The sequence below is a fragment of the Methanohalophilus mahii DSM 5219 genome, from assembly GCF_000025865.1.
In the GTDB taxonomy this organism is placed as follows: domain Archaea; phylum Halobacteriota; class Methanosarcinia; order Methanosarcinales; family Methanosarcinaceae; genus Methanohalophilus; species Methanohalophilus mahii.
The window spans coordinates 1,669,433-1,690,961 of record NC_014002.1 but is presented as its reverse complement, the minus strand read 5'-3'; the positions used below and the strand labels follow the sequence as shown (position 1 = coordinate 1,690,961).

Genomic DNA, 21,529 nt, shown 5'->3' with positions numbered 1-21,529 from the left:
GTTGATTTTTATTCCTGATTTATTGGATATGCAGCACCGCGTTTTACCAGTCCCTGAGCATTCATGGAAGGCAAAACCACAACGTCTTCTGCTGCAAGTGTATAATTGAGATTATCCATCGCTTTTATGGTAGGAAGGTCTTTCAATATTCGGACAACAAAGTATTCCTTACTTATATTGTTTTTGCCCGTTTCTTCCTCTGCAGGGAGTTCCTGCGAGATGGTCCCGTTTTCCTCTTCTTCATCTGCTTCATCAGATATTATACTTTCTTTCGCAAACCCCTTGTTCTGTCTATCCTGGGGGTTCATGATAGGTTCGAGCAATTCGGATCTGGCAACCTGGATTGCTGAAAGGGTGGCATCAAAAACTTTACGTTCGGATTCCAGGAGTTTGTCAAGGTCCTGTCTGGATGAGATATTGGAAAATGCATTTGAGGTTGCTCGGGATGTTATTTTACGGATTCTCCTGATAAAGATCGTTTCCACATCATTGAGGGCACTTTGCATTTCGTCTTCTAGAATCTTTGATTCAACGGATCGTGGATTGTTGATCTTTTTGATTTCCTCTTCCAATTCCCTTATATATTCATCAACTTTTTCATAAAAATCGTAGGGAAGGGAATTTAAAGACGAGCTGTTTTCCTGACGGAGAATATTCTTCAGTTCAGTACGATCCATATTCAGCAACCCCTCTGCACATCAAATACACCGCTGCATATTCGGGAAGCTCCTGTACTCCTTCTTCAACCCGGATATCCAGATCCTTCATTTGTACTTCTAAAGGTTTTATGGCTTTTAACGTTACCGGCCTATCCGAAAAGGCAACAGCATCCTGAAGTGGTTCGAAATCTTCCATGTCTTCCAGCTTTAAAGGAATTACCTTCATCCCTGAGCCGCCATGCAGGGAACCCGGTAATCGTATCAATCTTTTTATATCTGCAGTGACCGGTTCATCCACCTGTGCCGATCCTGCCAGTGTGACACGATGCTGGTCGATTGTATTATCAAAAAACTGGGCCATTATGGCTTTGAAATCCTTAATTTTCCCAAAATCCAGTCTTCCTCTGCGTATGTCTTCCAGAGCCTTACTGTCTTTGGTTATCCGGTTCATCCGTTGTCGTGTTTTTTTGCCGAATCCCTTTATATGTTTTATATCTGCAAAACGTTCTTTTTCTTCCTTTTGTCCTTCTTCTTCAAGATATGAGGCAATATATTCAGCAAGTCTTTTTCCCCAGCCTGTATCGGGGTTTTTTATTACATATTTGGAAAGTATCTCCGTTCGGTCATTGAAGGTACGTGTTCCGGTTCCATGGTCTCCGATCATGAATTCTTTCTGGTAGAAATATTCAGATTTTATCCCCTTTCCCCCCACATAATCCACAATTTCCCTTCTCTGGGAACTTTCCAGTTCCCATATTTTAGGGTCAGTTATGTGGAAGTGGTATCCTCTTCCACCGGAAAAGACAGCTTTTATATTATCTTCATCAAAACCAAAATCGTCTATCAGGAAGTCCAGCAATCTTAATGATTCTGTTTTTACCATTTCCAGCATTGCTGCATAGGAAGAAGGGGCGTCCTGCAAGTGATCGGCATCAAGATCAAATATGAGGTCTGCACCCTGCCATTTTTTCTCTTTCATTGTGGGTGCATCCGGATAATCATAAAGGGCAACCGAATGATAAACATGGGCTGGTTGCATTGATACAAGATAGTCTCTGAGTTCTCCTCCCGTACCGAATGCTTTATGCCTGTACATCATGGTTTCAGGCATGGAGTCATACGAGATGAATCCCCATTCACGTTTGGTCAGGGAATGGGGGACATGTATTTTTGCTTCCCTGTAATAATCATGAAACCTTGATTTGAGATAGCGTTTTGTTGATGTGTTCATCTTCGATGCCTTCTTCATCACTAATCTTTATCGGGGATATTAATCTATTGCACAAAACTTTATAGCCCCTTCCCCAATTAGTACAGTTTATGAAAGAAGAGATGACAAGTGCAGATGTGGCTGCACTGGCAACGGAACTTGGCACAGGGGAAAATTCCCTGGTCGATTCCAAAATAGGCAAGATTTATCAGCCCGGTGAGAGCCTTCTGCGTATCCACCTCTATATTTTTAAGAAAGGTAAGGCCAATCTTTTAATTGAGGCCGGGAGCAGGTTGCACCTTAGTGAATATATTCCTCCCAGCCCGAAAAATCCCCAGTCCTTTCCCATGCTTTTGCGTAAACATATAATGGGTGGACGTATAACTTATTTCAGGCAATATGATTTTGACCGTATTATTGAGATTGGTATAAAAAGAGGGGACGATGAGACTGTTCTTGTCGTAGAGATCTTTGGACAGGGCAACATAATATTGCTGGACAGCGACAGAAAAATCATTCTGCCTATGAACCCTGTTACTTTTAAGGGCAGGCGTATCAGGAGTGGTGAGATCTACCAGTACCCTGAAGCGCAGCTGACACCTCTTGATGTGAATGAGGACCAGTTATGTGAAGTGTTTTCTAATTCCGACTCGGATGTAGTGCGAACCCTGGCAACGCGTTTTAATCTGGGGGGTATCCTCTCAGAAGAAGTCTGTCTGCGAAGTGGTGTCGACAAAAACCTTCCAGCTTCGGAAGTTGATCCGCAGATCGCCTCTAAATTGATTGAAGCAATAGGTGTTCTTTTCTCACCTCTGGAAAAAGGGCAGTTAAAACCCTGTACTGTCAGCAAACCGGGTTCAAAAGAAACCTTTGATGTAGTACCCTTTGATCTTGAAAAATACGCAGACTTTGAAAAGAATTACTATGATTCATTCAACAAGGCACTGGATGATTTCTTTGGCAAAAGAGCTGCAATATCCCTGGAACAAAAAAAGGAAGCCTCTGTGAAAGAAAAAACAGAAGACGTATTCCAGCGCAGGCTCAAACAACAAGAGGGTGCCATTAAGAAATTTGAGAAGGATATAGAGAAAAATACCTCCATTGCTGAGAAGATATATGAACACTATCAGGACATAGAGCTATTACTGCAAACCCTTCTTGATGCCCGTGAAAAAGATTATTCCTGGAAAGAAATCCAGTCAATAATCTCAGATGCAAAGGATGAACTGCCTGCGGCTAAAAAGATAATAAATATCGATGGTTCACAGGGTCTTGTCCTGCTGGACCTTGATGGCAAGAAGGCGAATATTGATGTCAGACTGACAGTGCCCCAGAATGCCATGCGCTATTATGAGAAAGCCAAGAAACTGGAAAAGAAGCGTAAAGGGGCCCTTGCTGCAATCGAAGATACGAAAAATGCAATGAAAAAGAAAAAAGCAGCACCTAAAAAGCATTTCAAGGTAGTGCATAAGAAACACTGGTATGAACGTTTCCGATGGTTCTTTTCTTCGGATGGTTTCCTTGTGGTAGGTGGCAGGGACGCCACAACCAACGAGGAAATTGTAAAGAAATACATGGAAAAAAGGGACCTTGTATTCCATACTCAGGCACCGGGGGCCCCGATTACTGTTGTCAAGACAGGGGGAAAGGAAATTCCCGACACAACCTTGCAGGAAGCAGCGGAGTTCGTGGTTTCATTTTCAAGTATCTGGAAAGGGGGCCAGTTCAGCGGGGATTGCTACTGGATCTATCCCGAACAGGTCACAAAGACGCCGGAATCCGGGGAGTATCTTAAGAAAGGTTCCTTTATTATCCGGGGTGAGCGAAATTATTACAGGGACGTGCCAGTCAGGGCTGCGGTGGGCCTGGAACTCAAACCCGAGACCCGGGCAATCGGCGGTCCTGTCTCGGCTGTGAAAGCGCGGGGTGAACATGTGGTAGAACTGACACCCGGCAAATTCAACCAGAACGATATAGCAAAGAAAATATACCGTATATATGTGGACCGTCTAAAGGATGTGCATTTTGTAAAACAGATAGCATCCCCTGACAAGATTGCCAATGTACTGCCGCCGGGCGAATCAGATATCAAAAAGTGAATCGTGATTGTATGAGAGTTACCAAAAAAAACCTGAAAGGAAATGAAGGGGAGATCACCGTAGTACCGGAGACCCTGGATGACCTCTGGCATCTTAAGTACATAATTGAGAAAGGTGATCTTATATTTGCCTTGACCAAACGCAAATCCGATTCTGCAAACGATAAGATACGCCCTGAAAAAATCGAGAAGAAGACTGTGCGGCTTGGTATCAGGGTCGAAAATCTGGAATTCCATAAGTTTTCCAACCGTCTCAGGATCCATGGTCCCATTGAGCACGGAATGGATGCCGGTTCTTATCATACCCTGAATGTCGAGGACGGGGTTGATATTTCCATAATAAAGCGCTGGAAAAAAGACCAGATTGAAAGGATCAATGAGGCAGAGGCATCTTCCAAAAAACCGGGCGTAATAATTGTTGCAGTCGAGGAAGGGGATGCCGACATCGGGCTTGTGCGCCACTATGGTGTGGAATCCTATGCCCATATATGCCAGTCTTCGGGTAAAGGAGAAGGCACTTTAAGAGAGGTCTTTTTCAATGAGATTCTTGACAAGCTTAAATATGTGGTTTCAGATTCTCAGTCTGTCGTGGTTGCAGGGCCCGGCTTTACCAAGGATGATTTTCTCAAATATGTTGAATCAAATGACCCTGAGCTTGCGGGAGGTATTATCGTGGAGGACACTTCTTCGATAGGCACATCTGGTTTCCAGGAAGTGCTGCGCAGGGGTGCGGTTGATAGGATTATGGAGCAATCACGTATAGCCCGGGAAGCATCTCTCATGGAGTCCCTGCTAAAGGAAATAGCTATGGATGGCAAAGTTGTCTATGGGGTGGAGGAAGTTAAGCGGGCCAACAATTACGGTTCGATTGAAACGCTTCTCATTTCTGATGAATTCCTGCTGCATGAACGGGAGAAAGGCGAAGGTGGAGGAATTGACGCTTTCATTAGGAATGTGGAGTATTCTCAGGGAAAGCTTGTGGTTTTCAGTACCGAATTTGAACCCGGGCAAAAACTGGAAGCTCTTGGTGGAATTGCCGCACTCCTGAGATTTAAGGTGTGATCAGTGTTTACGGATGGCCCTGTCGTTACACTCTATAGAGGCCATTTCCTTGCCATCCATGAACATCCGTACTGTTCCGCCACTTTCTGAAACAGTTATTGCAACCGCCACGGTATCCCGGGTGATCGCAGCTGCTGATACATGTCTGCCTCCCAGTCCCTTATTTATCCCTATGTCCTTTGCATCAACATCCAGGTAACGACCTGCGGCATGCACTACTCCTTCTTTAGATATTATAAATACACCATCAAGCAGAGCAAATTCTTTAATCGATTCCCGATTATTTTTCTTTAAGATGTTCCTTTCATCTTCAGGATGGCCTGAATAAGGGTTGAGGATCATCTGGTGGGAGCGCTGCATCACTTCTTCAAGATCACCGATTATAAAAGCTGTACCTACAGGACTGCCTTCCCTGCCTGTGGAAGCAATTTCCAGAGCAATTTTAAGAACTGCTCTTATTATTTCAGGGGAGACTCTCTGTTCAAATTTTTCCAGCGCTTTTAATAGTGGATTCCCTGAAATATTATGGACGATTACAGCACCTGAATCATCTGTAACTACCAGTCCTACAACCTTTCCTTTTTTAATATCCCCTATTGCCTGCTCAATAGCTGCTGCATTTTCTACATCTTCTATGGAAACCGCGGCATCTCTCTGGATCTGGTTGACAATTTGTTTTAACCTTCCTTCTTCTTCGTCGAGAGGTATCAGGCTTTCAACGGCACTTCTCGATGGGTTTGCAGCAAAGTAGACGGGCAGGTCACAACCAAATAAATTCCTGTCAACATTTCCTGATACAATTATTGCAGAAGCCTTAATCTGTGTTGCAGTTTCAAGTGCGGATTTTACAAGTATGTCAGCAGTGTCCATTTCATCCCCGTTTTCTTTTATTTAGATTATATTTTTGCTAGTATTAATTTTTGTCTGCATAATAAAATAAGGTTTATTATTCTGTGTCGTTATTCTATTAAAGAATACCATTAATTTCAATATGGTGATTTGGTTTGGTAAGAACATTTGTTGCTGTGGAGTTCCCCGTGGATTTTGCGCAGATAGTAAAAGAGGTACAGGAAAGTTTCAGGGATTTGGGAAAGATGAAAATGGTCCCTGCGGAAATTGTCCATGTTACCTTGAAATTCCTGGGAGATGTTGATGAAGACAAAATTGCGGATGTGGGGCAATCTCTTGAAAATATTTCCTGTGAACCTTTCACATGCCTTATAAAAGGGACGGGAGTTTTTCCCAATGTCAGAAGACCGCGTGTATTATGGTTAGGTATGGAAGGCGATTTTGACCCTTTGCATAAGCAGGTTGAATACTACCTTGAAAAAGAAGGCTTTGAACCCGATAAACGTGAATTTACCGCTCATGCAACTATTGCACGAATAAAACATATTCCCCGCTCCAATATGGAGCAATTTGCCAGTATGGTTGAGGAGATGGAGAATGTCGAATTCGGAAAATTTACGGTCGATAACTTCAGGCTAAAAAAAAGTATATTGACGCCAGAAGGCCCTGTATATGAAACCCTCCGGCAGTTCAATCTTTAAGTTGTTCGTATTTAGCAAACCCGCTTGACCTGGTAATTTCTTTCTCACTGTTTATAAGGAGGCATTCCACTCCTTCCAGTTTTTCTATCATTTCGAGTCCCTTTTCTTCTTCCATTACAAAAACGGTAGTTGCAAGTGCATCTGCCTCCATGGCTGTAGGAGCTATTATAGTTGCACTGATCAGGTGTGAAACCGGATAGCCTGTACGAGGATCTGCGATGTGTGATGCGCTGGCGGATTTGTTGTAGTAGCGTTCGTAATTGCCGCTGGTCGCAACAGCGATATTGCGGGCATTTATTATGGTTATCGGTTCTGCTTTTTTATCCGGGTCCTGAAGCCCAATAGACCATTCCTGTCCATCAGATTTTTCCCCCATATATCGTCCGTCTCCACCAGCATTTACAAATCCGTTTTCAATTCCATTTTCCTGCAGGCTCATTATTGCCCTGTCTACGACATATCCCTTGGCTATTCCTTCAAGAGTGATTCCCATATTCTTTTCAATAATTATTGTGTTGTCTTCTATGGTAATATTCGAGGAATTTACAAGGGAAAGTGTGTTGTTTATTTCTTTTTCTGTAGGGGGGACGTTGGGTTGATCGGGTCCGAATTTGCTTGCCCACAGGTCCAGTACAGGTTTTACAGTTATGTCAAATGCCCCGTCACTGATCTGTGAATAGTAAATTCCTCTTTCAATTACGTGTATTAGATCATCACTGGCATTCTCGGTTTCCTTGTGCTCGTTGAGAATGTGGATTTCACTGCTGTTATTATAGGAATCAAGCAGATTGGATGCCTTTTCCATGTTCATGAAAGCATCTTCTATGCTGTTGTATGCATGTGTTTCATTGTTATCCACAACAGTTATTGTGACATCTGTATCCATCAGCATTCTTGCCTGGCTATATGTGTGGTATTCTTCAGAATTGTCTTCGGAGGGGGATTGCACATATGCAAATCCAACAACCATAATGATTATCAATGCAAGAATCACCAGGTATTTCGGGTTCATGCGAAGGGAAATGAGGTGTTTTATTTTAAACTTAATTCGAAATCTATAAATATATTCAATTGGTCAGTTCTGCTTTAATAATAACGAATCATGATTATGTCATCATATCTGCTTTATGGTTGCATACTCGCCACAATGGCGGATATCTAATGTGAAAGCAGGTTATATAGAAGGAATATATTGTTGCCTTAATGGCTCGATTGGTATTATGACCAATATTTTATGAAGTTGCAAAATTACAATGTGTGATATTTATGGCAAGTTTGAAAGCAAGTCTCGTTGCGGTTTCATTTATCGTCCTTGTATTAGCAGGGATAAACCTGTATTTGGGATACAGTGGAAACGATCTTCTTGCACAGCACTATATGACAGATGGTGAATGGACGGACTCAAGTTGTGGAGGCTGTCATATGGGTGTGTATGAAGAAGTTGCCGAATCCTCTCATGTACAGAGGGACATCGCCCAGTGGCAACCTTTAACCAATTATAATGTTGATGTCCAGGGAGAAGAACAGTGGGTGAAAGAATACGGTCGCTATCATCCGGGTGGGGGTGAACTGGAAGAATACAGCGTTGATATCGATTGTATGAGCTGCCATGAACAATATGGTTTGTACGATGCTGAAAAGAGGGCGATGGCCTTTGAATCAGGTAATTTCTCCGCGGCCAATGATGCTGCTTTGGAAGATGCTATTCCTGTTGTCCAGCAGGATCCGCTCCATGTAGCCACCTATACTCTTGATGTGCTAACACCTCTGCCAATACTCATAGCTTTCCATGATGCTGTGAATGCAGCCCCGACCAAAACCTCCTGCATAGACAGCTGCCATGAAATGGATGTCCCGACCACTGCTGTAATGTGGGCTTCAGAAGATTATCATAAATATGATGTACATGCTGATGTAAATTGTGTTGAATGTCACACTACAGAAGAACACAACATTGCCGGAAGTGAAGTTCATGGATCCGAAACCCCTGAAGAGGAATCTGTACATGGTGAATTGGCTAGCATGAAGAGCTGTGAGGATGCAGATTGTCATGAGGGCATCTCCCATGGCCCGATTACGGATGCACACCTGGAATTTATGGAATGTCAATCCTGTCATATTCCGGCCCTACCCGGGGGCGAATTACCCGGAGGAACTCCACTTAAGTCTTTTAACTGGTCTTCAGGCGAACGTGAGGATTCTCACAGGATGGAAGACTTTGCTCCACAACTTGCCTGGTCAAATGGTGTCTCTGAAGGCGAGCTTGATTTACCTGACCGTAAGAATGACAGTGGTGTAAAACTAGCTGCTTTCAATGTGGTAACAGGCAGCTGGTGGGATGCAGGCCAGGATTCAGATGTCCTTGCCAATCCGAATACCAGTGCTTCAATGGGTGATCCGATTCCGATATCTGAAGTAAAAGCAGCTGATTCTAACGATGATGGAACAGTAACTTCTGAGGAAATGCAGACCTATGATGGTGACAATGACGGTACACCAGATTATCCAGATGCAGTCCTGAGACAGGTTGATCTTCACTATAAGCTGGGACACAACATTGCAGGTTCTGAAACTGGAATGGCAGATCCTCTTATGTGTGATGATTGTCATGGGGTATCTGCTTCAGAAACTCTTCAACAAGTCCACTTTGAGGAAAGGCCGGATTGTCTGACCTGTCATGAAGAGCAGCCTGTAATTGACTGGGCATCCCTTGGATATGACAGTGATCCTGCAGAAACCGATCCTCCGACCAACTTCTCCGCAGAGACCATAGAAATTGAAGTACCTGGGGCAAAGCCCCCTGAAGTAGAAAGGGATCCTGCATTCTAAGGAGTTGGTATCAAATGGCAGAAATTAATATTATGGAAACAATCCCTGATAAAATGGTTATCCCTCTTAAGCAGCACAATGGAGACGTTTGTGAACCACTTGTAAGTAAAGGGGAAGTTGTTAAGGTTGGCCAGAAGATTGGTGAATGTCCTTCTGATAGATGTGCTGCAATCCATTCCAGCGTCTGTGGAGAAGTGGTTTCAGTTGAAGAAAGTTCACATCCATCCGGTAACAGGATAAACAGTGTAGTTATCCAGCCAGTAGAAGAAACAGAATGTGAAGATTTCACTCCCTTCAAAGACTCCGGTAGGGAGCAATTAATCTCGGTTATCAAAGAGGCAGGGATCGTGGAAAACTATGGTACTCCTACCCACCTGGTCTTGAATCCTCCGGATTGTGATATCGATACAGTCCTGATCAATGCCACCGCATCTGAATGGGTCGGCCATAACTATGAAACTCCCCTGGAATATGCATCAGAGATGCTTGATTCACTACGTTTGTTGATGAAAGCCGCTGGTGCCAGTCGGGGGGCCATTGTTCTGAGAAATGATGATGAGGATTCCATCGATGCCTTTGATGGCCTGGATTATGAGGGAAAAACTATAATGGTGGCACCTCTTATCGGTAAGAGAAGGGTTGGTTATTATTTCAATGACCAGGATACTGATATTATCGTAGTTTCACAGGACAAGATATACGGCAAAAATATTTTTGAATATTTCACTTATAATGTTACAGGCAGGAAAGTACCTTTCCGTTGCACTCCGGCCAGTGTGGGGGTTGCCATATGTGGAGTGAAATCCGCCAAAGCACTAAATGACCTGGTCAATACCGGCATGCCTTATATAGAAACGGTGGTTACTGTTTCCGGTCAGGTGAATAATCCTCAGCGTCTTCTGGTAAAAATAGGTACATCTTTTAAGGATGTTATCGAAGCTTGTGGTGATTATCGTGGTGAACCTGCGAAACTGATTTCAAATGGCGTAATCACAGGAGTGGCACAGTATGATGAAGAAGTCCCGGTTACTAAAATGACCACCTCCATTATAGTTCAGGACAAAGATGAAGTACTAAAGGATATCTCAAAGGATTGTATACATTGTGCCCGTTGTGTGGATGTGTGCCCTGTGGATCTTATTCCAAACAGGATAGCAGCTCTTTCCAATCAGGGTCGTTTTGATGAGTGTAGACAGATGCATATAGAGAACTGCATAGAATGCGGAAGATGTTCTTCTGTTTGTCCCAGTAAGATTCATGTAATGCAACTCATCCAGTACTCCAAGGAAGCAATTGCAAGAGCCGATGAAGATTTTTCTGAAAAGGAATCATCAAATATTAAATTAGGATGTTCATGCGGAAGTGAATAACATGACTTTTACAATATCGCCCCCTCCTCATATCAAACAAGATACAACGTTCAAAAAAATAACATGGATGAAAGTTCTGGCTCTTTTGCCTGTAAGTCTTGTCTCGGTTTATTTTTTCGGACTATATGCACTTGCTATAATCTTTGCCGGGATTGGTATGGCAGTAATTACTGAACTGGTGATTGAGAAAGTATTCAATAAAAAAATTACGATAATGGATGGACAGGCTGTTCTCATTGGATTGATGCTCGCTCTTATGTTGCCGGCTGAAGCACCAATATGGATTCCTGTTGTGGGTTCCTTTTTTGCAGTGGCCATTGGAAAACATGCTTTTGGCGGAATTGGCTCCTATATATTCAATCCTGTGCTGGTTGCCTGGGTTTTCCTAATTTTGGCTTATTCATCCTATATGTATCCCGTGTCCTTCCCTGAACTGGGAGGTATTTCCGACATATTCCTTGAGAATGGGGCAGGATTACTTATTGGTGTATCACCGATTGCTTTGATTGGCGGTTTATATCTGATTTTAAAGAAGTATATAGAATGGAAGATTCCGGCTTTCTATGTGCTGACAACTCTTATACTTGCTTTTCTAGTAGGGGATAATATGGGGCATGTGATCACAGGTGCATTTGTTTTTGGTGTACTTTTCCTTGCTACTGATTCTCCTTCTTCACCGGTGACTAAAAAAGGTAGGATTATATACGGTGTACTTTGCGGCATTTTAACTGTAATATATGGTCATTATGCAAATTACATATTTGCAGTCTTTTATAGTATATTCCTGGCCAATTGTGTAACGGCATTTATTGATAATTCCACCTTGCCAGGTTCTTTTGCGGATGAATCCTTCCTCCAACGTAAGTATAAGGCAATTATGGATAAAATTCCTTTTGAAAGGCTGGGGGTGAAGATTGATGACTGAATCAAAAAGAGATGTTGTAATTATTATAGGCAAACTTGTATTGGTTTGTCTGGTTGCTTCTCTAATGCTCGGTCTTACTTACGTGCCCACACAGGAACAACTTGAAATTAATAAGATAGAAGCACAAGAAGAAGCTATGAAAGAAGTAGTGCCTTCTGCTTCATCTTTTGAACCTGTATACAATAATGGGGAACAAATTCTTTATTATAAAGCATTTGATTCCTCTGGTAATTTGGTAGGTTATGCTTTCTTTAGTGAAGAAAACGGCTATAATGGACCAGTTGAATTGGCTGGTGGTATTGATTCTTCCTTTAATACTATTACTGGTATGGATGTAATGGGTCATTCTGAAACACCGGGGTTGGGTGCAAAAATCACGGAGGATAAATTTAAAAACCAATTTTCCAACTTAGCTGTTGACAACCTTCAACTTTCACAAGATGGGGGTTCAATAGATGCTATTACCGGTGCAACTACTTCATCTCATGCTGTGGTGGATGCATTGAATTCAAAAATTGATGAAATCAAGGAGCATGAAACTTAATTAGGTGATATTTATGAGTAAAGCATTCAACGAGTTCATTCGTGGAATTACAAAAGACAATCCAGTATTTGCTCTTGTGTTGGGCTTGTGTCCCGCACTGGCAGTAACTACTTCCGTAGATAATGCAATAGGAATGTCTGCAGCGACTGCTTTTGTTTTGATTTCTGCTAACCTGATGGTTTCAGCTCTTAGAAAACAGATCCCTTCCACAGTAAGGCTGCCTATATTTATTTTGATCATTGCCACTTTTGTATCTATTGTCGAAATGGTAATGGAGGCATATACACCGCCTTTATATGAAGCATTGGGCGTTTTTATTCCCTTGATTGTTGTAAATTGTGTAATCATCGGGCGTGCAGAAGCTTATGCAAATAAGAATACAGTTCCATATTCTTTGGTAGATGCACTTGGTATTGCAACAGGTTTCCTTTTTGCATTGGTACTCATAGGTGGTACCCGGGAAATTTTGGGAACCGGTCAAATTGTTGTTTTCGGACAAATGCTTATTGCACTGCCAATGGTTGAGCCTGCCGCTTACATGATCTTGCCTCCCGGTGCATTCCTTACAATAGGTATTTTAATGGCACTTATAAATCACAGACGCGCAAAAAAACTTGCAAGAGGTGAATGAAATTGGTAGAAAAAGCTTTATTTGCCATTTTTTTAGAAGGAGCTTTTATTAAGAACTTCCTGATTATACAATTCCTTGGGCTTTGTTCCTTCCTTGGTGTCACAAAAGACACCAAAGGTGCTGCAGGTATGTCAGGGGCCGTTATTTTTGTCATGACAATGGCTTCAATAATTTCTTACGGAATTTATACGTTTATTCTTGATCCATTGGGTCTTACCTTTTTAAGACTCATCAGTTTCATTGTGGTGATCGCTTCACTTGTACAGCTTGTTGAATTTGTTGTGAGGAAAAATATACCTTCCCTTTATAGGTCACTTGGTATCTATCTCCCTCTTATAACTACAAATTGTGCTGTATTGGGTGTAGTATTACTTAACGTAATGAATGAATATTCTTTCCTGGAAAGTATTGTATTTGGAATTTCGGCAGGTATAGGTTATACCATAGTAATGGTGATGATGTCAAGTATAAGAGAAAGAACCTCTTTAGTACCGGTCCCTGCTGCAATGAAAGGTTTGCCTCAGGCATTTATAATCGCTGCCTTCCTCTCAATGGCGTTTATTAACTACTTCAAGGTGATACCTATATGAATCTTACAACAATTCTCATCCAATCTATGGCAACTCTGGGAGGTTTGGGTCTTGCCATTGGTATTATGTTGATTGTTGCTTCCAAGAAATTCAAAGTGGATGTAAACCCTCTTGTAGAAGAAGTAACTGAAATTTTGCCAGGTATAAACTGTGGTGCATGTGGGTATGCCGGATGTGCTGACTTTGCTGAACATGTGGTGGAGGACAATGCCCCACTTACCGGATGTCCGGTAGGTGGTTTTGATGTAGCCAAAGAAATCGGCGGAATTTTGGGCCAGGAAGTTTCTGATGCTGAAGCAGAATACCCTTATGTTCGTTGCAATGGGGGCATCCATTGTATCGACAGGTTCAATTATGAAGGTATTGAAGATTGTAAAGCCGTGATGATGCTTTCTGAAGGTGAAAAAGGTTGTAACTACGGATGTATGGGGCGGGGCACCTGTGTAAGAGTTTGTCCATTCGATGCTATTCATATTGGTGATGACCGTTTGCCCAAAATTAACAAGAATTTGTGTACAAGTTGTGGTATTTGTATTGCATCATGTCCCAACGACATTCTGGTATTTGCAAAGCAGTCAGAAAAGGTACATGTAGTCTGCATGTCCCATGACAAAGGAAAGACTGTAAAAGCAGTATGTGAAAACGGTTGCATTGGTTGCAAACTTTGTGAAAAGGCATGTCCTGTAGATGCAGTGCATGTAACCAAATTCCTTGCGGAGATCGATCAGGAAAAATGTATATCCTGTGGTAAGTGCGTGGAAAAATGCCCACAGGGCTGTATTGAAATGAGGTGATTTGATGGGTCGTCTTGGTTATTCAACAGTTACCGGCTTGGATGAAAACGTTGAAGCTGTGCTTTGTTATGTAGGCTTCTGGATCACAGGTCTTATCTTCCTTCTCATAGAAAGGGAAAACAGGTTTGTACAATTCCATGCATTGCAGTCTATACTAACGTTTTTGCCTCTTTCCATAGGCATCTATCTGATTGCCTGGATTCCATATGTAGGCTGGATACTTGCTGACATTGGAGGATTTTTGTCCCTTTTCCTGACACTTGTACTTGTCATAATGGCATGGAGGGGTGCAAAGTTCAGGTTTCCTTTTTCAGGAAAACTTGCTTATGAAAAGATTTACAGATGAAGTCATTTCTGGCTTCATCTCCTGTCATGTTTTGCGAAAATTTAAACTCTAATTAAATCTTATTCTTGCTCCCCCTTGCTCGCCGAATTTGGAGGATAGCTATGAAAGAAGAAATATGGATTGAAAAATACAGGCCTTACAGGCTTGAAGATGTGGTGGGACAATCAGATGCGATTGAAAGACTGCGCTCCTATATAAAAACCAATAATCTCCCACACTTGCTTTTTTCAGGTCCGCCCGGTGTAGGAAAAACAGCTACAGCCGTATCAATTGCCAGGGAACTCTTTGGTGATGATTGGCGGGAAAATTTCACTGAACTGAATGCCTCGGATGAGCGCGGTATTGATGTGGTCAGGACCAAAATAAAGAATTTTGCAAAAACTTCTCCAATCGGTGGAGCGGATTTTAAGATAATCTTTCTTGATGAGGCCGATGCTCTCACGCCTGATGCACAGTCTGCATTGAGGCGTACCATGGAACGCTATACGAACAATTGCAGATTTATTCTTTCATGTAACTATTCTTCCAAGATTATTGAGCCAATACAATCCAGATGTGCGGTTTACAGGTTCCGTCCTCTTTCCGATGATGCAATAGGCAAGCGTTGTCGGCATATAGCAGAAAAGGAAGGTCTGGATATTGCAGATGATGGTATTGAAGCCATCAAATATGTTGCAGAAGGGGATATGCGCAAAGCAATAAATGCCGTTCAGGCTGCTTCAATGTTTGATACAAGTATCCATGCGGACAGTATTTATCGGATTACTGCTACGGCTCACCCTGAAGAAATAAAGGCCCTTTTGGAAAGTGCTCTTGGAGGCAACTTTATTTCATCTCGCAAAAAACTCGATGATTTAATGGTTTCAAGGGGTTTATCCGGCGAAGATGTTGTAGGCCAGGTTTACAGGTCTCTCTTTGATCTTGATATACCTGCCCGGAAACTTGTCTCAATTGTTGATGTGCTGGGTGAGATCGATTTCAGGATTACTGAAGGGGCTGATGAGCGCATCCAGCTGGATGCTTTACTTGCTCATCTCTCAATTGAAGGCGAGGAATAAGGTTATTTAATGCTTTTTGGTGACCAGTTTATCGGTTTATTGGGCTCAGTTCCTTCCTGGCTTGCTACTATAATAATGGCTGCTTTGCCGATAGCTGAGCTCAGGGGGGCAATTCCAATTGCTATAGGTTTATACAATATGTCTCCTCTGGAAGCATATTTTCTGGCTGTTTTTGGTAATATGCTTCCTGTGGTACCTCTTTTATTGTTTCTTGAGCCGGTGTCATCCCGGCTCAGGCGTTTTTACATCTTAGATAGGTTTTTTGGGTGGCTTTTTGCACGCACCCACCGTAACCATTCGGAGAGATTTGAAAAATACGGAACCATGGCATTGGTAATGTTTGTAGCTATTCCTCTTCCGATTACGGGTGCATGGACCGGCTGTGCAGCAGCTTTTGTTTTTGGAATAAAATTCAGGCACGCTCTCATGGCCATTCTGGGAGGAATCTTGATTGCCGGTTTTATAGTGACTATATCCACACTGGTGGGAATTAGTTTTATTGATCTTTTATTTTGAAATTAGTCGCGTGTCTTGCGTGCAATATCAACTGCCATTTTTATATCTTCTTCTTTAACTGTTTTTCTTCCTGCGTGTCTGGCAAGAGCAATGGCTTCATTTGATATTTTCATGCCGTATTCTTCCAGTATCATGGCAAGCTCCGCACTTGCACTTTCACTTATTCTCTCTGCACCTGCTTTTCTGATAACTCTTCCAACTGGTGCAACTGGTATTATTGTCATTCTATTCTTTGTCTCCTGCGAGTGGATAATTTATGTGTTTATTTGTTCAATCATCAATTTCTTCATCAAAATCGATACTGATGCTACCTGATTCTTTTGCCAGTGTTTTGGAAATGAATCCTGATTCAAGGTGGCAGGCATGAATTGCTCCACTTGGAACTATACAGGTTGGACATGTGTGTGCTTCCTGTGCCTTTTTGGTGATGTAGTTGTCCCGGATGTCAAAAATTTCCATTCTTGGTACTTCCATCTTTGACATTGCCTGTATTTTTTTGCAGTCACTGTCAATATCGACATTAATCTTTTTACCTTCTTTTTCTGCGTTAATTTTATGCTTGTAACCACAGATTCTTGAGTTTACAGTAACTTCTGTCATATTCTCACTCCTGTTAAGATTGGTGCTTTTATCTGATAATTATGTTTGGGGATATTATATAACAGTTGTGTATCTTCTTCACAAAACCACTATTATTATGTTCGTAGCTATAGATTTTATGCGTCAATAATTCGACATCCTTAAATATCCAAAAGAAAGAGATTATTAGCACTTCATTAAAATGACTTAATCATTCTTTTGTGAGGGATACAAATTGGATAAAAATAAAATAACTGAACAGGTTCTTGAAAAACTGGGTCATATAAAAGGTGTAGGGGCTACAACGCTGCTTTCTTCAGAGGACAGGGAAACCATAAGAAAAATGGAGGAAAAGGCTGACCAAATGACTTTAATGGGTCTGGGCAGAGGTGATAACCAGGGTGTGAAAAAAGTACTTGATATGGATGTACTTGTGTCTTTCCTTACGGATATGAACTATGAGTGGCCCTCTGGTCCAAATGTAATCTTAAAACATAAAGATAAAAAAGTAGGTGAAGACACTGAAGATGCAGAAAGGATTGAAGAAGTGGAAAAGTGTGCAGATTCTCTTGTAATAGGCAATATTATCATTTATGACAAGGGGGTCCTTATGGAGGCTAATAGCAGTAAAGAACCGCTTGTAGTTGTCCTTCCACCCAAAGAATGTGAACCTGTCGGCTGTGTTGAAGGGGTTAGTGATGCAATTCTGGCTTCCCCTTCCCCTCCTACTGATGAATATATTAAAGAAAGGATGTGTGAGAAGAATGAATGTGGGAGTGGTACATTCCTGCTGGGATTTGATTTTGAGAACAACGGTTAATTTACAGTCCATGTCAATTAAATTATTATGTAACAGTGTGGTTTTGTGATTACTTCACAAAACCTTATATACCTTCGAATTTTATCTTCTCTATGCATTCCTTTCTGTATTAACAGAGGTGTATAAAATGTATGGTATTGCTATAGATTTGGGAACAAGTGGCTTTCGGGCACAATTGATTGACCTTGATACGAAGGATGTTCTAAAGACTGCTATTACAATGCGCCATCCTTTGCCGGGTGGAAATGTGATGGACCATCTGGATTTTTCGATTCAGGTAGGTCCCGAGATTTCACATGAAATAATGATGGATACAGTAAAGAAAATAATCGAAAGATTTGATGTTGACCCGGCAGATATCCAACGCATTGCTATATGCGGAAACCCTATACAGCTTTCAATTTTCCAGAATATTGAACTTCGCGACCTTGCTTATGCAGGTAAAAACAAACAAAAGAAGCTTGGTGTTGAAAATGTGGTGCGTGATGCACGGGTTTTCAATGCTTCTGAGATATTTGAGGGTGTGATCTCCCTTCCAAATTGCGAAATCATAGTTCCACCTGCAATCAAACATGAGATTGGTGCGGATGCACTGGCAATGATGATTGAGACCGATTTCTATGAACAGGAAAAACCTTCTCTTGTAACGGATTATGGTACAAATGCCGAAATGGCATTGAAAATAGGGGATAAGATTATTACCGGCAGTGCAGCTGCGGGTCCTGCAATAGAGGGACAGGGAATTTCCTGTGGCATGCTTGCAAGTCCCGGTGCGATATCCGATGTAAATCCTGAGGGAGATTATTGGAGAATCACTATTCTGGACGAGGATATGTCTCCCCGCAAAGCCCATCTGATTGACCCGGCTACAGGTGATATAAAAGAAGCCAGCGACCTGATTGCAAAGGGAATTACCGGTACAGGGGTAATTGCGGCAATTTCGGTTGCTCTGGATACTGGAGTAATCACGAAGCTTCCAAATCTTCCCAACGGTAAAGTAATTCTGGCTGACGGTGTGGAAATATACGACAGGGATATCGAAGAAGCAGGCAAAGCGATTGGTGCGATACGTGCTGCACACCTGACTTTACTTGTTGAAGCAGGTCTTGCATATGATGACCTTGATTATATGTACATGGCCGGTGCAACAGGTGCATATATTGATGCGGAAAAAGCCAGAATACTGGGATCCTGTCCAAACTTCTCCAAATCAATTGTGCAATTTGGTAATACTTCGATCTCTCTTGCAAGGGAGCTTGTATTTGATGGTGGTCGTCTTGAGGAAGTTAAGGAAGTAGCCAACAGGATAAAAGCAGATCATTTGATGATGGCTGAAAGCAAAACGTTTTCGAACTTCTATGTTTGTGAACTTTCCTACTGGACACAGGGAATGCCCATTGAAACATACAATCAGATGCTTGAAATGTATGGTCTTCCAAGATTACCCGAGCCTTATAATGATCCTGTAATTGAAAAAAGGGTTATAAAAGATATTGATGAAGTAGGCAAAGAAGGTCTTGAAGTTGTGCGCAATCTGGGTATCGTAATAGAAGAGGAGGCTCCGGATTGTATTCTCTGTCGTAAGTGTGAGAAGGAATGCCCTGAAGATGCTATTATAGCGCTGGAAGAGAATGGTAAGAAATATGTGCATTATGATAGTGAAAAATGCCTTGGAACTTCCTGTCATCGCTGTATTGCAATTTGTCCGGTGGACGCAATTCATTATATAGATATAGATATTAAAACAACGTGATATCTCTTTTTTAGCATGCGCGTGTGGAGCGCGCTTTTCTTCTTATTTATAAGTTCCGTTTTTTCCATTTGTATTTCTGTATTCCGATTGTTACTCTGTACTGATATGTAGAAATAACATTGTCTGTATACTCAAAATTAATATGTCGAATGATACTTGTGTATTATTGGGAGCTTTGGAGCAAATTGCCTTGTTTTTTTAATGGAATTCAATCGTAAAATTGATTTGATATAAACGGTGTCCATTATCATTGATGATTCAATATGGATGTTGTTGGACCAATGACAAATCTAGTTGATTTTCAGTTAATTTCTATCTCATGAATCGATTACCATCTGCTATTCTTTCCCTTTTGTGATAATTAATGGTGACCCACTGGTCTGCCTTTCACCGACAAATATATATGGGCGTATTAAAAATCAGATTATGACAGCTAGTAATGGAGATGGAACTTGCAACACTACAAATTTGACGGATATTCGGCAAAGTTTGTTATGTTTAGTTATGGAGGTTGTAAGTTTGCCAATGAATAAGGGTTGGCTTACCTTCCCATAATTTGTTGGCTGAAAAGTAGCATGGGATGCGGATCCATCCATCTCCTGGTCCGATGTAAACCTGTGCTGGTGGTTTTATCCACCAAACCGCGAAATATCGAATAAATATAGGAGTGAAAGGAAAATGAAAGAACACTATTATCCAGGTGCACGCCCATTGAATGGCGTTGAACTTAACCTCTTCTCTGAAGAGGATTTAAGGATGATCCATTCCGCAACAATGGAAGTCTTCCAGAACCCTGGTGTCCAGGTTTCTGATGCTGAAGCAAGACAGATATTCAAGGAAGCCGGCTGTGACGTCGACGAAAAATCTCAGATCGTAAAGATCCCTGAATTCCTTGTAAACAGATCTCTTCGTGACTGTCCATCCAGCTTCTACCTCAATGCACGTGATAAGAAGAAAGATGTAAAGCAGTCACACAAAGGTAAGGTCAACTGGACCTGCTTTGGTACCGGTGTCAAGATGTGCAACTATGAAGCACCTGGCAAGTACAAAACGGTCGATTCCGTAGAGGAAGACGTCGCAAATACTGCCAAACTCTGTGACTGGGCTGACAACATTGACTACTACTCCCTCGCAGTATCTGCCAGAGACTGGGCAGGTAAGGGTGCACAGGATGTCCACGAAACATTCACACCAATGACCAATACCTCAAAGCACTTCCACCACATCGACCCTGTCGAAGAAAGTGTGGAATACTACAGGGACATGGTTGTTGCGTACTATGGTGGCGACGAAGAAATGGCACGTAAGAGACCTACGATGTCCATGCTTCTCTGCCCAACCAGCCCACTTGAACTCAGTGTAAATGCATGCCAGGTCATCATCAAAGGTGCACGCTTTGGCCTTCCACTGAACGTCCTGAGTATGGCAATGTCTGGAGGTTCTTCCCCTGTATTCCGTGCAGGTACCCTCGTTACACACAACGCAGAAGTTCTCGCAGGTATTGTCCTTGCACAGCTCACAGTTCCAGGTGCAAAATGTCTCTACGGTAGTTCTACCACAACCTTCGACCTGAAGAGAGGTACAGCTCCAGTAGGTGCACCAGAACTCGGTTTGATCAGTGGGGCAGTTGGTAAGCTTGCACAGTTCTATGGCCTCCCTTCCTTTGTTGCAGGTACCTAGGCTGATGCCAAGGTCCCAGATGGCCAGGCAGGTCATGAAAAGACCATGACAACCCTGCTTCCAGCGCTTTCAGGATGTAACACCCTTTATGGTGCGGGTATGCTTGAACTCGGTATGACCTTCTCCCTTGAGCAGCTCGTATTCGACAACGACATCATAGAGATGACCAAGTCTGCAATGCGTGGAATTCCGGTTGACGAACTGACCCTTGGTGTAGAATCCATCCAGAAGGTTGGAGTAGGAAAGAACTTCCTTGCACACAAGCAGACCAGGAACTACATCGACAGGGTCTCCGATCCAAAAGTCATCAATAGGGATATGTTCGGAGACTGGGAAGCAGCAGGTTCCAAGGAAATTGCAACTGTTGCTCATGAAAAGGTTGTTGACGTCATGAAGAACCATGAAGTTAAACCAATCGATGCTGACATCATGAAAGACATGAAGGCTGTCATGGACAGGGCAGACGAAGATGTCAGGAACGCAATGTAATTTAATTTCAATTTAAATTTTTAGGA

General features: G+C 42.2%; 21 protein-coding genes and 1 pseudogene. 16 read left to right on the top strand and 6 right to left on the bottom strand.

Annotation, left to right across the window (positions count from 1 at the left end; translation table 11 throughout):
• Window positions 1-8: 8 nt before the first annotated feature.
• The gene (locus MMAH_RS08490; RefSeq protein ID WP_013038140.1) at window positions 9-677 is read right to left on the bottom strand and encodes a hypothetical protein; all 669 of its coding nucleotides are present in this window, start codon (window positions 675-677) and stop codon (window positions 9-11) included.
• Window positions 664-1,890: a DNA primase small subunit domain-containing protein gene (locus tag MMAH_RS08485; RefSeq protein ID WP_013038139.1), complete on the bottom strand. Its 1,227-nt coding sequence runs from the start codon at window positions 1,888-1,890 to the stop codon at window positions 664-666. The genes MMAH_RS08490 and MMAH_RS08485 overlap by 14 nt, the downstream gene beginning before the upstream one ends.
• A gap of 89 nt (window positions 1,891-1,979) precedes the next feature.
• Between MMAH_RS08485 and rqcH the strand changes: the two genes are divergently transcribed.
• Both rqcH and MMAH_RS08475 read left to right on the top strand, forming a co-directional pair.
• Window positions 1,980-3,968: a ribosome rescue protein RqcH gene (gene rqcH / locus MMAH_RS08480; RefSeq protein ID WP_013038138.1), complete on the top strand. Its 1,989-nt coding sequence runs from the start codon at window positions 1,980-1,982 to the stop codon at window positions 3,966-3,968.
• Between the two features lie 11 nt (window positions 3,969-3,979).
• Window positions 3,980-5,029 (top strand): mRNA surveillance protein pelota, encoded by a 1,050-nt coding sequence (locus tag MMAH_RS08475; RefSeq protein WP_013038137.1) that lies wholly within the window; start codon window positions 3,980-3,982, stop codon window positions 5,027-5,029.
• Here MMAH_RS08475 and MMAH_RS08470 read toward each other — a convergent pair whose 3' ends face one another.
• Window positions 5,030-5,899 (bottom strand): DNA integrity scanning protein DisA nucleotide-binding domain protein, encoded by an 870-nt coding sequence (locus MMAH_RS08470; protein ID WP_013038136.1) that lies wholly within the window; start codon window positions 5,897-5,899, stop codon window positions 5,030-5,032.
• Window positions 5,900-6,033: 134 nt separating this feature from the next.
• Between MMAH_RS08470 and thpR the strand changes: the two genes are divergently transcribed.
• On the top strand, window positions 6,034-6,579 hold the full coding sequence (thpR, locus tag MMAH_RS08465; RefSeq protein ID WP_083774853.1) for an RNA 2',3'-cyclic phosphodiesterase: 546 nt from the start codon (window positions 6,034-6,036) through the stop codon (window positions 6,577-6,579).
• Here thpR and MMAH_RS08460 read toward each other — a convergent pair.
• Window positions 6,569-7,591 (bottom strand): FAD:protein FMN transferase, encoded by a 1,023-nt coding sequence (locus MMAH_RS08460; protein ID WP_013038134.1) that lies wholly within the window; start codon window positions 7,589-7,591, stop codon window positions 6,569-6,571. The two genes, thpR and MMAH_RS08460, sit on opposite strands and share 11 nt — an antisense overlap.
• Window positions 7,592-7,845: 254 nt before the next feature.
• Between MMAH_RS08460 and mmcA the strand changes: the two genes are divergently transcribed.
• From mmcA to MMAH_RS08410, 10 genes are all read left to right on the top strand, one after another.
• Entirely contained in the window at window positions 7,846-9,408 is a 1,563-nt protein-coding gene (gene mmcA / locus MMAH_RS08455) for a methanogenesis multiheme c-type cytochrome (protein WP_013038133.1), read from the top strand.
• Window positions 9,409-9,422: 14 nt separating this feature from the next.
• Window positions 9,423-10,778 carry an Rnf electron transport complex subunit RnfC gene (rnfC, locus tag MMAH_RS08450; RefSeq protein ID WP_013038132.1) on the top strand — a complete coding sequence of 452 codons (1,356 nt, stop codon included), beginning with the start codon at window positions 9,423-9,425 and terminating at the stop codon, window positions 10,776-10,778.
• 1 nt (window position 10,779) lies between these two features.
• On the top strand, window positions 10,780-11,703 hold the full coding sequence (rnfD, locus tag MMAH_RS08445) for an Rnf electron transport complex subunit RnfD (protein ID WP_013038131.1): 924 nt from the start codon (window positions 10,780-10,782) through the stop codon (window positions 11,701-11,703).
• Window positions 11,696-12,247 (top strand): Rnf electron transport complex subunit RnfG, encoded by a 552-nt coding sequence (gene rnfG, locus MMAH_RS08440; RefSeq protein WP_013038130.1) that lies wholly within the window; start codon window positions 11,696-11,698, stop codon window positions 12,245-12,247. The genes rnfD and rnfG overlap by 8 nt, the downstream gene beginning before the upstream one ends.
• A 13-nt stretch (window positions 12,248-12,260) precedes the next feature.
• On the top strand, window positions 12,261-12,878 hold the full coding sequence (rnfE, locus tag MMAH_RS08435) for an Rnf electron transport complex subunit RnfE (protein ID WP_013038129.1): 618 nt from the start codon (window positions 12,261-12,263) through the stop codon (window positions 12,876-12,878).
• Window positions 12,875-13,468: an Rnf electron transport complex subunit RnfA gene (rnfA, locus tag MMAH_RS08430; RefSeq protein ID WP_013038128.1), complete on the top strand. Its 594-nt coding sequence runs from the start codon at window positions 12,875-12,877 to the stop codon at window positions 13,466-13,468. Before rnfE ends, rnfA begins: the two co-directional genes overlap by 4 nt.
• Window positions 13,465-14,262: a Fe-S cluster domain-containing protein gene (locus MMAH_RS08425; RefSeq protein ID WP_013038127.1), complete on the top strand. Its 798-nt coding sequence runs from the start codon at window positions 13,465-13,467 to the stop codon at window positions 14,260-14,262. Before rnfA ends, MMAH_RS08425 begins: the two co-directional genes overlap by 4 nt.
• 4 nt (window positions 14,263-14,266) lie before the next feature.
• On the top strand, window positions 14,267-14,608 hold the full coding sequence (locus MMAH_RS08420) for a DUF4870 domain-containing protein (RefSeq protein WP_013038126.1): 342 nt from the start codon (window positions 14,267-14,269) through the stop codon (window positions 14,606-14,608).
• Window positions 14,609-14,709: 101 nt separating this feature from the next.
• Window positions 14,710-15,666, top strand: coding sequence for a replication factor C small subunit (locus tag MMAH_RS08415; protein ID WP_013038125.1), 957 nt, complete (start codon window positions 14,710-14,712; stop codon window positions 15,664-15,666).
• Between the two features lie 9 nt (window positions 15,667-15,675).
• On the top strand, window positions 15,676-16,182 hold the full coding sequence (locus tag MMAH_RS08410) for a COG2426 family protein (protein ID WP_013038124.1): 507 nt from the start codon (window positions 15,676-15,678) through the stop codon (window positions 16,180-16,182).
• Between the two features lie 2 nt (window positions 16,183-16,184).
• Here MMAH_RS08410 and MMAH_RS08405 read toward each other — a convergent pair whose 3' ends face one another.
• Window positions 16,185-16,406, bottom strand: coding sequence for a histone family protein (locus tag MMAH_RS08405; RefSeq protein ID WP_013038123.1), 222 nt, complete (start codon window positions 16,404-16,406; stop codon window positions 16,185-16,187).
• Window positions 16,407-16,452: 46 nt separating this feature from the next.
• Window positions 16,453-16,782: a DUF6951 family protein gene (locus tag MMAH_RS08400; protein ID WP_013038122.1), complete on the bottom strand. Its 330-nt coding sequence runs from the start codon at window positions 16,780-16,782 to the stop codon at window positions 16,453-16,455.
• Between the two features lie 214 nt (window positions 16,783-16,996).
• Here MMAH_RS08400 and MMAH_RS08395 point away from each other — a divergent pair, with 214 nt between their 5' ends.
• From MMAH_RS08395 to mttB, 3 genes and pseudogenes are all read left to right on the top strand, one after another.
• Window positions 16,997-17,581, top strand: coding sequence for a hypothetical protein (locus tag MMAH_RS08395; protein WP_013038121.1), 585 nt, complete (start codon window positions 16,997-16,999; stop codon window positions 17,579-17,581).
• A gap of 127 nt (window positions 17,582-17,708) precedes the next feature.
• Window positions 17,709-19,334 carry a methylamine methyltransferase corrinoid protein reductive activase gene (locus MMAH_RS08390; RefSeq protein WP_013038120.1) on the top strand — a complete coding sequence of 542 codons (1,626 nt, stop codon included), beginning with the start codon at window positions 17,709-17,711 and terminating at the stop codon, window positions 19,332-19,334.
• Between the two features lie 678 nt (window positions 19,335-20,012).
• Window positions 20,013-21,503 (top strand): annotated as a pseudogene (gene mttB / locus MMAH_RS08385) ([trimethylamine--corrinoid protein] Co-methyltransferase).
• The last annotated feature ends 26 nt before the right edge of the window (window positions 21,504-21,529 follow it).

What these genes read in the sequence shown, in the direction of transcription:
- MMAH_RS08490 (WP_013038140.1), bottom strand. Translation starts at nt 677, where the DNA reads ATGGATCGTACTGAACTGAAGAATATTCTCCGTCAGGAAAACAGCTCG.
- MMAH_RS08485 (WP_013038139.1), bottom strand. Translation starts at nt 1,890, where the DNA reads ATGAACACATCAACAAAACGCTATCTCAAATCAAGGTTTCATGATTAT.
- rqcH (WP_013038138.1), top strand. Translation starts at nt 1,980, where the DNA reads ATGAAAGAAGAGATGACAAGTGCAGATGTGGCTGCACTGGCAACGGAA.
- MMAH_RS08475 (WP_013038137.1), top strand. Translation starts at nt 3,980, where the DNA reads ATGAGAGTTACCAAAAAAAACCTGAAAGGAAATGAAGGGGAGATCACC.
- MMAH_RS08470 (WP_013038136.1), bottom strand. Translation starts at nt 5,899, where the DNA reads ATGGACACTGCTGACATACTTGTAAAATCCGCACTTGAAACTGCAACA.
- MMAH_RS08460 (WP_013038134.1), bottom strand. Translation starts at nt 7,591, where the DNA reads ATGAACCCGAAATACCTGGTGATTCTTGCATTGATAATCATTATGGTT.
- mmcA (WP_013038133.1), top strand. Translation starts at nt 7,846, where the DNA reads ATGGCAAGTTTGAAAGCAAGTCTCGTTGCGGTTTCATTTATCGTCCTT.
- rnfC (WP_013038132.1), top strand. Translation starts at nt 9,423, where the DNA reads ATGGCAGAAATTAATATTATGGAAACAATCCCTGATAAAATGGTTATC.
- rnfD (WP_013038131.1), top strand. Translation starts at nt 10,780, where the DNA reads ATGACTTTTACAATATCGCCCCCTCCTCATATCAAACAAGATACAACG.
- rnfG (WP_013038130.1), top strand. Translation starts at nt 11,696, where the DNA reads ATGACTGAATCAAAAAGAGATGTTGTAATTATTATAGGCAAACTTGTA.
- rnfE (WP_013038129.1), top strand. Translation starts at nt 12,261, where the DNA reads ATGAGTAAAGCATTCAACGAGTTCATTCGTGGAATTACAAAAGACAAT.
- rnfA (WP_013038128.1), top strand. Translation starts at nt 12,875, where the DNA reads ATGAAATTGGTAGAAAAAGCTTTATTTGCCATTTTTTTAGAAGGAGCT.
- MMAH_RS08425 (WP_013038127.1), top strand. Translation starts at nt 13,465, where the DNA reads ATGAATCTTACAACAATTCTCATCCAATCTATGGCAACTCTGGGAGGT.
- MMAH_RS08420 (WP_013038126.1), top strand. Translation starts at nt 14,267, where the DNA reads ATGGGTCGTCTTGGTTATTCAACAGTTACCGGCTTGGATGAAAACGTT.
- MMAH_RS08415 (WP_013038125.1), top strand. Translation starts at nt 14,710, where the DNA reads ATGAAAGAAGAAATATGGATTGAAAAATACAGGCCTTACAGGCTTGAA.
- MMAH_RS08410 (WP_013038124.1), top strand. Translation starts at nt 15,676, where the DNA reads ATGCTTTTTGGTGACCAGTTTATCGGTTTATTGGGCTCAGTTCCTTCC.
- MMAH_RS08405 (WP_013038123.1), bottom strand. Translation starts at nt 16,406, where the DNA reads ATGACAATAATACCAGTTGCACCAGTTGGAAGAGTTATCAGAAAAGCA.
- MMAH_RS08400 (WP_013038122.1), bottom strand. Translation starts at nt 16,782, where the DNA reads ATGACAGAAGTTACTGTAAACTCAAGAATCTGTGGTTACAAGCATAAA.
- MMAH_RS08390 (WP_013038120.1), top strand. Translation starts at nt 17,709, where the DNA reads ATGTATGGTATTGCTATAGATTTGGGAACAAGTGGCTTTCGGGCACAA.